Source organism: Ohtaekwangia kribbensis, from assembly GCF_042676245.1.
Classification (GTDB): domain Bacteria; phylum Bacteroidota; class Bacteroidia; order Cytophagales; family Cyclobacteriaceae; genus Ohtaekwangia; species Ohtaekwangia kribbensis.
Map to the genome: position 1 here is coordinate 1,046,895 of NZ_JBHTKA010000007.1, position 11,429 is coordinate 1,058,323.

The following is an 11,429-nucleotide window of genomic DNA, read 5'->3' on the forward strand; positions in this document are numbered from 1 at the left end:
GGCATAAAAAAATCAGTTTATCGGTTAAAAACAGAACCTACTGATGCGTTTCTTTGTTCAGATGCAGATATTGTCCATTTTATTCACCACCAATCCGGATGAAAATACTCTTTACATACCTCAGGAACTATAAAGGTCTTATTGCCCTTGCGTTGTTGTTAGCTGCTACCAGCCAGGTTTTCTCGCTCCTCGATCCGCACATAACCGGAAAAATTGTTGACAATTTTATTGAGAAGCGCGATGCACAAAGTCGCGATGAGTTTATAAAAGGTATTCTGTACCTGGTAGGATTGGCGGTAGGTGCCGCAATGGTATCGCGCATCGCCAAGAACCTGCAGGACTACTTTACAAGCATCGTGGTGCAGAAGCTCGGTGCGAAAATGTATGCGGATGGTATCCGGCATTCGCTCGAGTTACCGTATCAGACCTTTGAAGATCAGCGAAGCGGTGAGACACTGGGTATATTGCAGAAGGTACGAACCGATTCTGAAAAGTTTATCACTTCGTTTATCAGTATTTTATTTTCAAGCCTGGTAGCGATGATCTTTGTGGTGGTATATTCCTTAACGGTAAGTTATAAAGTTACACTGGTATATTTTGCTTCGGTGCCAATCATTGCTGCTACCAGTTGGTTACTGAGTCGTAAGATAAAAACGGTTCAGAAAAATATAGTAAAGGAAACAACTTCGCTCGCAGGCTCAACAACAGAGTCGTTGCGAAATATAGAGTTGGTAAAGAGTCTGGGACTTGCCAAACAGGAGATTGATCGACTTAATAATACGACCTATAAAATTCTCGGTCTCGAGTTGAAGAAAGTAAAGTATGTACGAGGCATGAGTTTTCTGCAAGGCACTACGGTCAACTTTATACGCAGTGTGATGGTAGTCATTCTGCTGGTGCTGATCTTTGATAACGAGATCTCTGCCGGTAAATATTTCACGTTTCTGTTCTACTCATTCTTCCTGTTTACTCCGTTGCAGGAACTTGGCAACGTGATCATCGCTTTCCGCGAAGCAGAAGTATCGCTCATCAATTTTAATCGCATTCTGAATTTACCGAAAGAAGCCAAACCGGAGAATCCCGTGCTGATGGGGAGAATCAATAACTTAAGTTTTTCAGGTGTAAGCTTCCGTCACCAGACGGCCTCGCGGAATGCCCTGAATGATATATCATTTGAAGCAAGCAACGGTAAGACTATTGCTTTTGTTGGACCTTCCGGTTCGGGCAAAACTACATTGGTAAAACTCCTGGTCGGACTTTATCAACCGAAGGAAGGCGAAGTATTATACAACGGTATATCCAGCACATCTATTAATATGGATGAGTTGCGTGAAAAGATTGGCTTCGTAACACAGGACACTCAATTATTTTCAGGAACCATTCGCGAAAACCTGTTATTTGTAAGACCTGATGCTACCGATGAAGAGTGTATGCAGGTATTGCAAAAAGCAGCATGCCAGTCGTTGCTGGATCGTGCGGATAAAGGTTTGGACACCGTGATCGGTGAAGGAGGTGTTAAGGTTTCAGGAGGAGAGAAGCAGCGACTTTCCATTGCACGTGCCCTGCTTCGCCAGCCAGATATACTCGTGTTCGATGAAGCGACTTCGTCATTGGACTCCATTACGGAAGAAGAAATCACCGAGACTATTCGCGACATATCAGTGGTTAAGAATCATATCACCATTCTTATCGCGCACCGTCTGTCTACTATTATGCATGCTGACAAGATCTATGTATTGGAGAAAGGCAATGTGGTTGAATCCGGAAGACACGAAGATTTACTTCTTGAAAAAGGACTATACTACGCCATGTGGCGTCAGCAGATCGGAGAATCGGTGGAGCAGCGTGTTGCTGTGAAAGTATAACTCCGTGCTAAATGTGGTTTTGGTGCGGCCAAGCCGGTACGTTAAAATCTATGCTGTATCCCTGATATTACTTTCAGGGATATAGTTTAACTAACACCATGGAGGAGCTTAGTAAATCGTTCATAGAAAATCTCGTTGCCCGATTAACGAGACATTTGCTAAATTTACCTTGTGAATTTACAGGAAGTAAGTTTACTTGGTGCCATGCCGGATAACGCAGCCTTTCAGACTTATCCCAGCCTTTACGAGACCTATAAGAATTTGGGATTGCCCGTTGGTTCCATTGATCAGTCGGTTGATTTCACGATTAACAATCTGGCAGAGATTCACCGTCAGGCACCTTTCAAATCGGCTGTATATCGGCCGAGCTATTTTTCATTTGTCTTTGTAAAAGATGCGAACGGGAAATATATAACGGACGACCTGACGTTTGAGACAGTTCCCGGCACGATCTACTTTACAAACCCCGGACACCTGAAGGCTTTCGAATGGTTTCGTGTACAGGAGCTTTACCTGATCACGTTCAGTGAATCGTTTTTAAAAGAGAATGTCCATCCGGAGATCTTTGAAGAATTTCCATTCCTGCTGGCTGAGACAGTTCGCCCGCGTACACTCGATGCTGAAGCCTTTGCCGAATTTGAAAAATTATACCTGCAGATATTGAATGAATACAAGGGCACATCGCTTTTAAAAAAACGTATTATTGGTAATTTATTTGTCGTGCTGCTGTTGAAGATCAAGGAGTATTTCTGGTCAGACTACAATCCTATATATGAAGGCAACCGAAGCTCGCAGATCGTAAAAACATTCAAAGAGAATCTTGAGAAACATTACCGCGATCTAGGAGAAGGAAAAGTGCAAATAGTTTTCCAGGTGCAGGACTATGCCCGGTTGCAGAGTCTCAATCCTAATTATCTCAGCAATGTTATTAAAACAAAAACGGGTAAAACAATCAGTGCCTGGATTGCCGATAAAACTATAGCAGAAGCCAAGTCGCTATTAAAGAACTCCTCTATATCTATTAAACAGGTTGCCTTCCAGTTGGGCTTCAGCGAAGCCAATCACTTCAGTAATTATTTCAAGAAGTATACAAGCCTTACACCGAACGCTTTCCGGAAAACACTCTGATGCAGGACAAGCTTTCAATTTTATAGGAAGTTCTGTAGTATCTGTACTTTTTGCGTGCGGTGGTTGTATGACCTTTGTTTCATCAAACAAAAAACAAAAGTCAACAACATGAACTCATTAAAAAACAGAACGGCTATCATCACCGGATCAGCCCGTGGTTTAGGAAAAGCAATCGCAGAGCGTTACGCAGCACTCGGTGCCAACGTTGTTATCAACTATTCGCGCGATCATGCATCGGCAGAAGAAGTTGTGAAGAACATCAAAGCCATGAAAGCGAATGTTATCGCTGTAAAGGCTGATGTTACCAGGGCTGAAGAAGTAAAGTATCTCTTTGGGGAAACAAAAAAAGCTTTCGGCACAGTTGATATCGTAGTGGCCAATGCCGGTATAGAATTAATACAAGTGCCGGTAACTGAATTTACCGAAGAGCAGTTCGACCGTGTCTTCAACATCAATGTAAAAGGCGCATATTTCACCCTGCAGCAGGCCGCCAGAGACATTGCTGATGGAGGAAGAATCATCTATATATCTTCCAGTACAACTACATCACCGGTGCCGGGCATGGCTGTTTATGGAGGTAGCAAGGCTACACCGAAGTATCTCGTGGAAATACTCGCGAAGGAAATAGGACATCGTAAGGTAACGGTCAACTCGATTATACCCGGTCCGGTAGAAAATACAGGTGTGTTTGTTGAAATGGCGAAAGAAGATCCGTTCTATAAAGAGCTGCTCAACGGTTCCCCTATGGGCCGCCTCACGTCTGTACAGGATGTAGCCGATGTAGCCGAGTTCTTTGCCAGTGATTTATCGGGATTTGTATCCGGACAACACCTGCTGGTAAACGGAGCGTCAATCTATTAACATTTAATTGATCTGTGATTTGTATAGGTAATGCTGTAAATTCTGTACTTCATAAAGCATACCGATACACGACCTTTGATTCATCATTACGTTAAATAACAATAACCAAAAAGCTATAACGACTATGAACACTTTAAAGAACAAGATCGCTATTGTGACCGGAGCTTCCAAAGGTATAGGAGCGTCCGTGGCCAAAACACTCGCAGGTGCCGGTGCTGCTGTGGTAGTAAATTATGCAGGCAGTAAGGATGCTGCCGAGCAGGTAGTGAACGATATCACATCCGATGGCGGAACGGCTATAGCGATTCAGGGAGATGTGAGTAAGCCCGGTGAGGTAAAGAATCTCTTTGCTCAAACTATAGCGCGGTTCGGTCGCGTAGATATACTGGTAAACAATGCCGGTGTTATGATTACGAAGCCGATCGCTGATACAACCGATGAAGAATTCGACAAGCAATTTAACACCAACGTGAAAGGTGTATTCAATGCCTTGCGCGAAGCAGCGACACACCTGGCTGATAAAGGAAGCATCGTTAATTTTTCTACATCTGTTAATCGCATCATGTTACCCGGATACGGAACGTATGTAGCAACCAAGGCAGCAGTGGAACAACTCACCCGCGTATTTGCTAAAGAAGTTGGTAAACGCGGCATCAATGTAAACTCTATATCTCCGGGGCCAACCAACACCGAGCTATTCACGAATGGAAAGTCGGATGAGACTATCAGCAGACTGGCATCGCTCTCAGCATTCAATCGCATCGGAGATCCACAAGACATCGCCAATGTTGTACTCTTCCTGGTAAGCGATGAAGCCAAATGGATCAGCGCGCAAAATGTAGGCGTGAATGGAGCGATGGCGTAGAAAGAGCTGCGAGCGTTGAGTTGCGAGAGGAGAAAATGCAAGCTGCTGGTTACAGGCCTCTGGCTTTCGGAAATATAGCTCTTAGCAGTAAGCGTTTCACTACCAGAAATCAAACTAGCAGCTCACCGCTCCATAGCAAGTATATGTATCTTTTGCTATATTACTGCACTTACAAACCTATACGCTACATTATGTTCAACCAACCTATTGATCGCAGAAAATTTATACAGCAGTCGGGTACACTTATGGGGACGGCTTCGCTTCTCGCGTTGGGTGTTAATGCCAGTCCGAGTGTATCGTCTTTAAAAATGGGATTACAACTTTTTACAGTTCGCGATGCTCTGGCTAAAGATATACACGGCAGTTTGAAAAAGATAGCAGCACTCGGTTACCAGGATCTGGAGACGTATGGATTTGATCCGGTAAAGAGAGAGTACTATGGAATGAAAGCTGCCGCCTTCAAGCAACTACTGGACGATCATAAATTATCAGCTTCCAGTGGTCATTATGATCTTTACCAATATCTGAGTAAACCTGAGGAAGAATTAGATCGCTATGTAGATGCCTGTATTGTAGGAGCGCATGCACTGGGACAACGCTATATTACGTGGCCATGGCTTGATCCGGATTCCAGATCAATAGAGAAGTTTAAATTGTTAGCGCAAAAACTGAATATAGTAGGAGAGCGTGTAACGAAAGCGGGACTGGGCTTTGCCTATCACAATCATGACTTTGAATTCATTGACCATAACGGTGAGAATGGTTACGACATCATTATGCGCGATACGGATGCATCGTTGGTAAAGTTGCAGATTGACCTATACTGGGCGGTACATTCTTCCAGGCTTACTCCGGCACAGTTGTTCAGCAAACAACCCGGTCGCTTTGTAATGTGGCACGTCAAAGATATGGACAAGAAGACTCGCGACTATACCGAACTTGGCAATGGTTCAATTGACTATACGGTTATATTGCCTGAAGCAAAGCGGGCCGGTCTTCAATATTATTTCATCGAACAAGGCGGTAATTTTGCGAAAGACTCCATGCAAAGTATAACGGACAGTGCTATATTCTTCAGGAAAAATCTTCAGCGATATTTAACGAGCTAACGCATTACACTCGTAATAAAATAAGATCCATCGTCTGGTCTGGTGAAGGACTTTTTATTTATACAGATGTTCCAGACAAAGTTGTGAATCATAGACATAAGGTATATTTTTAGGACCGATATTCTAACCTATGCCGTCTACTTGTGTTTATTCGTTTTGCCTTACATTGGCAATTCTTTCTTTTTCAACCAATTCATTTGCTCAAGTCGGGAAATCGCGGATCATTCAATATGACACAACGGCCAGACCAGGTAAAGTTGTTCTGATTGATGGATCGGAGATAACGGGTAAAATCGTGTTCAACGATAATGATGGTATAGTTATCGTGCATGTCGATGATAATGATACTAAATCTTTCAACGCCAAGCGTCTTACAAGCTTTCAGTTTTATGCAAGTGACCTTGGCAGACTTAGACGTTTCTATTGTATTGAATTTGCTGACGAAGAGACGGGGATAAAAAATATCGAAATCTTTGAAGTCCTGAAGGAATTTCAGGCTTTCGCAGTACTATCAAAGATTGGTCGCTTAAAGTCTGTAACACCGGCTAATATAATGGGAAGACGCCAGGCCAAATCGACAACAGACCGTAAGGACTTGAAGATGGTGCAAACTGAAACAGTATATTTTGTAAATAGCGATGGCTTGTTTAAGGCATACCTCGAAATCACAATAAAAGAAAAAGAAGGTGACTTGTTAGACACTCATGGGAAAAGAAGCCGATTCATTGAAGTGGACTTGTTTGGCAAATATACGGCAGGACATTACCCTACCTTGGGTAAATATGCAGATCAGAACAAGTTGAGCTTTAAACAAAAAGAAGACCTGATCAAAATTCTTGAAGAATACGAAAGGTTATTGTCAGCACGATAGTCAAAGCATCATCATCTATTCTCTCGTTACCTGTTGCACGAAGTATTTTCCAGCCTATATAAAACGTTCCGGGTATAAGGCCGATGGCTTTACCCAGGCGGGGTTTGTGAAGTATATATTTGACCGGTACAGCTGTGATTTACATTGCTCAGGAAGTACTACAGACGATTGTGGAGAAAGAATATTTTACCGCCAGGAAAATCCGGTATCACTGCGCAATGATTACTGATCGTGCCCCCGTTGTTTTTGTATTTTTCAGCAGAATAGGTACCTGAAAATTTATGCAGATTTTATGACGACCCTTTGGGGGTAAGAGGTCCGTTTTGTGCTTAAGGACTAAACACACGTCAATGGCTTTACCGAAAATCAAGATAATTGCATTTGTATTTCTGTTAATGGCAATGGCCGGCAAAATTCACGCAGCTGCTAATCCGGATAAATTGCCAGCCGCTGTCGGGATTGACAGCCTGAATTTGCCACCACTCAATAAGTTCGTGGGCAGGGAAGTAGAGTCGTTGTTAGGATTGATCGATTCGCAGAATTATGAAAAATCATACATCGTAACACCGCAGGGAATTTTGAGTGGCATCATCGTGCGATTCAAGATCAGCGACATAGCCCTGCACATTTACCTGGGCAACCCCAAGCCTTACAATTCGCAATCAACCCCCGACCCGTTGCAGGTAAACAAAGAAAAAATCGACCGCATCGAAGTATATAACGAGAATAAATTTGTGACCGCGTTTAACCAGGAGTGCCTGACGAAGCGGTGAAGATGTGTTTATGTGTTTACGTGTGTACGTGTTTATGTGTCTGCTTGTTTTGATGGCCCGTATTACTCCTCATCGCACCATCCCAAACGTAAATACCCACACACGTACATACCTAAAACACGTCCTATAGTTGATCGGGGCAGGGGAGAGGTTCAACAGGTATATATTTTATCGCTAACGAAGTATCAGCAATACCCTGGAAGAATTCATCGAACCGAAGCCCGGCATTATGATGTACGTAAATATTCCCATCGCACCTAACGATACACGCATCGCTTGCATCACATTGGGATGATCTCTTTGGGTGTATATTTTTACATCACCGGCATAGTCGATCATTCGTACACCTTCCAATATCGAAGCATGGTTCGGTAAATATTTACCAGTGCCGTGCGTGCCGGTAGCAATAGCACTTGCCAGCGTCTGAACGTCAACATCACCGGTATTGAATAACGCCAGCGAGTGCTTTTGTAATTCGCTGTTCGCGTTGCACTGTTATACCGGATTGAAACGTACAATTTGCTGCTGTGAATCGATCTGTCGGAGCTTATCGAAGTTATGCAAATGAACCAGTGTATCCTTTGTTTGTACCAATGGCGGAGAAGAGTGTCCTGCGGCTGCGAGCTTCAGTTTTACCGGAACGATAAAAGTGGCGAACAATGTTTTACAATTCCTCTTCTGTTGCAGGCTGAGGAAATTGAGACACCTCGAATTCCGGAGAACCGACCAGTTGATCCACTCGTGCATAAGATTTATCTGACATTCGTTAAAATAGAATGCCAGTTAGCCCCGTGCGGCAGCTTCATCTTTTGCCGTCTGGCCATGGGCTATGGATATGTAGTATAACACTACGGAAATAGTCCAGTTGCCAGCAGCCAGTAACTTTTTCACGCGCCCCGTAGCTCCCGGCTTGTCGCTAAAATGTATATTTGGACAAATGAAATCCTCCTCTGCTATCCGGATATTGCTTGCCGATGATGATGTTGATGATTGTTTGTTGTTCGAAGAGGCGCTTACAGAAATACCGATGCTCACCAGCCTGTCCGTTGCAAATGACGGAGAGCAGCTTTTGAAACGCCTGCTTGGTGTGGAGGAGTTGCCGGAAGTTCTTTTTCTCGATCTCAACATGCCCCGCAGGAATGGCTTTGATTGTTTGCAGGAAATAAAGAAGCACGATCGCACCAAGGATATTCCTGTAATTATAATTTCCACATCGTTCGATCCCGATATTGTACAATTGCTCTTTGCCAAAGGCGCCCGATACTATATCTGTAAACCCGCGCGGTTTGAAAATCTCAGGGCTGTTATTCATCGGGGGCTGGTATTGATATCAGATGAACAACAGGGAAAAATTACTTCGCATCACATCGTATTAAATCCGTAAGTTTACTGAATTGCCCCTTAACCCCGTTAGTTATGAACTCCGATATGCAGCAATTGATAGAAAGTAAAAACTGGGAAGAGACATCGCTCGGAGCGCGCGAACATTGGCCATCAACGTTGTCCATGCTTCTCAATGTGATGCATCATTCCAGGTTCCCGATGTTTTTATTCTGGGGCCCTGATCTGATTTCATTTTACAACGATGCCTTTCGCCCTAGTCTGGGTATAGATGGAAAGCACCCCTATATTTTGGGAAAGCCCGCGAAAGAAGCGTGGATAGAGATATGGGATATTATCAAGCCGCTGCTCGACCAGGCTTTAAGCGGTGAAGCTGTATGGCGCGAAGATCTTTTGGTGCCGTTCTATCGCAATGGCAGAATTGAAGATATATACTGGACTTTTAGCTATAGCGCTGTCCCCGATGAGTCTGGTAAGATTGCCGGTGTACTGGTAATCTGCAATGAGACAACCGAAAAAATACTGAACACGCAAAAGCTGACAGACAGCAACAACAGGTTTAAAAGTATAGTACAGGAAGTACCCATTGGTATAACTATATTTCGTGGTCGCGAGCTCATTGTAGAAATGACGAATAAGACTTACCTGGAGATTGTTGACAGAGAAGAGGAGGAGGTAGTAGGTAAACCGTTCTTTGAGACATTTCCGGAGTTGCGTGATGCTGTGCAGCACTTGCTGTTGGGCGTACTCGAAACAGGCGAACCTTATTACGGAACAGAGTTTAAAGTCTCACTCAAACGTCACGGTGGTAAAGAGGATACGTATTTCAACTTTGTATACCATCCGCTGCGCGAGGACGCTGCGATATCCGGTGTGATTGTAGTAGCCACTGAAGTCACGGAACAGGTTCGTGCCAGGTATAAACTCGCTGAGAGTGAAGGTAAATTTCGTGAGATGATCATGAAGTCACCTATACCGATGACGATCTTTCGCGGATCTGACTATGTGATCGAGCTTGCCAACTCCGTTATGTTTGAAAAGATCTGGCGCAAGCAGGAGCATGAAGTTATTGGTAAAAAACTGCTGGATGTATTTCCGGAACTTAAAGATCAAAAGTATCCGCAGCTATTGCGCAGAGTCTATCAATCAGGACATGTCCATAATGAAAAAGAAGCTGTTGCGTATGTACAGGGAGATGACGGACTGAAGAAATTTATACTGGATTATGAATACGCTCCGTTGTTTGATGAAGATAATAAAGTGTGGGGAATGTTTGTTACGGTGAATGATGTATCTGAAAAAGTAGAAGCACGCACAACGATAGAAAAAAGCGAAGAAAAGCTGAACGTAGTTATCGAAGCCAGTGAACTTGGGACATGGGAGCTGGATCTGAAAACACGCGAAGGAATATATTCTGATCGCTATCTGCAGATACTGGGCTATAACGAGCGGGTAACGTTGCAGCATCAGCAATTGCTCGACCATATACATCCCGATGATCTTTCTACCCGCCATGCGGCACTTGCGCAGGCGCTTAAGACAGGCAAGTTGTATTATGAAGCGCGACTCTTGTGGAAAGATCAGAGTATACATTGGATGGAAGCGCGCGGTAAAGTATTTTATGATCGCGAGGGTCAACCTGAAAAAATGCTGGGAACGATTCGCGATATCACCGAAGAAAAAAATCAGAAAGCTATACTTGAGAGTTTTGCTTCCGAACTGGAGAAGAAAGTTACCGAGCGAACGATTGAGCTGAAAGAGAAGAACAGTACGCTGGAGCGTATGAATGAAGAACTCCAGTCGTTTGCGTATGTATCGAGTCACGATCTACAAGAGCCGCTGCGAAAAATTCAGACCTTTGCATCGCGCATCAAGCAGAAAGAGAATTTGTCGGAGCGGGCCAATGATTACTTTACCCGTATGGAGAAGGCTGCCAATCAGATGCAAGTGCTCATTCAGGATTTACTTGCATACTCGCGCACCAGCACAAGCGATCGTAGATTTGAAACGGTAAAGCTTCAGGATATCATTGATGAGTTGAAAAGTGATTTTGAGGAAACGTTGCGTGAGAAAGCAGGAACGATAGAGTCCGTTAATCTTTGTGAAGTAAAGATCATTCCATTGCAGTTCAAGCAGGTAATGTTTAATCTGATCAGCAACTCGTTAAAGTTTGCATCGCCGGAGCGACCACCGGTAATCCGGATTGAGACTACGAATGGTATAAAAGCTGAAGACCTTCGTACCAAGTTTACACCTCGTGATGAAAGTTATTACCGCATCACCGTTATTGATAATGGAATTGGTTTTGATCCGCTTTACAAGGAAAAAATATTTGAAGTATTTCAGCGTCTGCATGGTAAACATGAATATTCAGGAACAGGAGTGGGGCTGGCCATCGTGAAGAAGATCATTGAAAATCACCGCGGCTATATAGAGGCCATAGCGGTGCCGGATAGTGGTGCGAGGTTTGATATATACTTGCCGAGCCATTAGGCATTAACGATTAACCGTTAACCGTAGAAAAATCCAGAAACACAAAGAGAAATCACAAAGTATATTTTCTCTGTGTAACTCTGAGTCTTCTTTGTGATTTCCTTTGTGCAAGGGATTTGTTAA

At 43.6% G+C, this 11,429-nt stretch carries 10 protein-coding genes; 9 read left to right on the forward strand and 1 reads right to left on the reverse strand.

The features are described 5' to 3' along the window. Positions 1–98: 98 nt before the first annotated feature. From ACFQ21_RS19405 to ACFQ21_RS19435, 7 genes are all read left to right on the forward strand, one after another. A complete protein-coding gene (locus ACFQ21_RS19405; RefSeq protein WP_377581403.1) occupies positions 99–1,865 on the forward strand; it encodes an ABC transporter ATP-binding protein in 1,767 nt (588 codons plus the stop codon). Positions 1,866–2,036: 171 nt separating this feature from the next. Next, positions 2,037–2,993: a helix-turn-helix domain-containing protein gene (locus ACFQ21_RS19410; protein ID WP_377581405.1), complete on the forward strand. Its 957-nt coding sequence runs from the start codon at positions 2,037–2,039 to the stop codon at positions 2,991–2,993. 108 nt (positions 2,994–3,101) lie between these two features. After that, the gene (locus ACFQ21_RS19415; protein ID WP_377581407.1) at positions 3,102–3,854 is read left to right on the forward strand and encodes an SDR family oxidoreductase; all 753 of its coding nucleotides are present in this window, start codon (positions 3,102–3,104) and stop codon (positions 3,852–3,854) included. Positions 3,855–3,978: 124 nt separating this feature from the next. Next, positions 3,979–4,719 (forward strand): SDR family oxidoreductase, encoded by a 741-nt coding sequence (locus ACFQ21_RS19420; RefSeq protein ID WP_377581409.1) that lies wholly within the window; start codon positions 3,979–3,981, stop codon positions 4,717–4,719. Between the two features lie 191 nt (positions 4,720–4,910). Beyond that, the gene (locus ACFQ21_RS19425; protein ID WP_377581412.1) at positions 4,911–5,828 is read left to right on the forward strand and encodes a sugar phosphate isomerase/epimerase family protein; all 918 of its coding nucleotides are present in this window, start codon (positions 4,911–4,913) and stop codon (positions 5,826–5,828) included. Between the two features lie 130 nt (positions 5,829–5,958). Continuing rightward, a complete protein-coding gene (locus tag ACFQ21_RS19430) occupies positions 5,959–6,699 on the forward strand; it encodes a hypothetical protein (RefSeq protein WP_377581415.1) in 741 nt (246 codons plus the stop codon). A gap of 350 nt (positions 6,700–7,049) precedes the next feature. Beyond that, positions 7,050–7,472 (forward strand): hypothetical protein, encoded by a 423-nt coding sequence (locus ACFQ21_RS19435; protein ID WP_377581417.1) that lies wholly within the window; start codon positions 7,050–7,052, stop codon positions 7,470–7,472. A gap of 495 nt (positions 7,473–7,967) precedes the next feature. Here the strand turns inward: ACFQ21_RS19435 and ACFQ21_RS19440 are convergent, their stop codons facing one another. Next, positions 7,968–8,219 carry a hypothetical protein gene (locus ACFQ21_RS19440; RefSeq protein WP_377581420.1) on the reverse strand — a complete coding sequence of 84 codons (252 nt, stop codon included), beginning with the start codon at positions 8,217–8,219 and terminating at the stop codon, positions 7,968–7,970. Positions 8,220–8,409: 190 nt separating this feature from the next. On the opposite strand from ACFQ21_RS19440, the gene ACFQ21_RS19445 reads away from it, so the two are divergent. Together ACFQ21_RS19445 and ACFQ21_RS19450 are read left to right on the forward strand one after the other, a co-directional pair. Next, complete coding sequence (locus ACFQ21_RS19445; protein WP_377581423.1) at positions 8,410–8,856, forward strand: response regulator; 447 nt, start codon at positions 8,410–8,412, stop codon at positions 8,854–8,856. Positions 8,857–8,888: 32 nt separating this feature from the next. Beyond that, positions 8,889–11,306: a PAS domain-containing protein gene (locus tag ACFQ21_RS19450; RefSeq protein ID WP_377581427.1), complete on the forward strand. Its 2,418-nt coding sequence runs from the start codon at positions 8,889–8,891 to the stop codon at positions 11,304–11,306. Positions 11,307–11,429 lie beyond the last annotated feature (123 nt).

What these genes read in the sequence shown, in the direction of transcription:
- ACFQ21_RS19405 (WP_377581403.1), top strand. Translation starts at nt 99, where the DNA reads ATGAAAATACTCTTTACATACCTCAGGAACTATAAAGGTCTTATTGCC.
- ACFQ21_RS19415 (WP_377581407.1), top strand. Translation starts at nt 3,102, where the DNA reads ATGAACTCATTAAAAAACAGAACGGCTATCATCACCGGATCAGCCCGT.
- ACFQ21_RS19420 (WP_377581409.1), top strand. Translation starts at nt 3,979, where the DNA reads ATGAACACTTTAAAGAACAAGATCGCTATTGTGACCGGAGCTTCCAAA.
- ACFQ21_RS19425 (WP_377581412.1), top strand. Translation starts at nt 4,911, where the DNA reads ATGTTCAACCAACCTATTGATCGCAGAAAATTTATACAGCAGTCGGGT.
- ACFQ21_RS19430 (WP_377581415.1), top strand. Translation starts at nt 5,959, where the DNA reads ATGCCGTCTACTTGTGTTTATTCGTTTTGCCTTACATTGGCAATTCTT.
- ACFQ21_RS19435 (WP_377581417.1), top strand. Translation starts at nt 7,050, where the DNA reads ATGGCTTTACCGAAAATCAAGATAATTGCATTTGTATTTCTGTTAATG.
- ACFQ21_RS19440 (WP_377581420.1), bottom strand. Translation starts at nt 8,219, where the DNA reads ATGCACGAGTGGATCAACTGGTCGGTTCTCCGGAATTCGAGGTGTCTC.
- ACFQ21_RS19445 (WP_377581423.1), top strand. Translation starts at nt 8,410, where the DNA reads ATGAAATCCTCCTCTGCTATCCGGATATTGCTTGCCGATGATGATGTT.
- ACFQ21_RS19450 (WP_377581427.1), top strand. Translation starts at nt 8,889, where the DNA reads ATGAACTCCGATATGCAGCAATTGATAGAAAGTAAAAACTGGGAAGAG.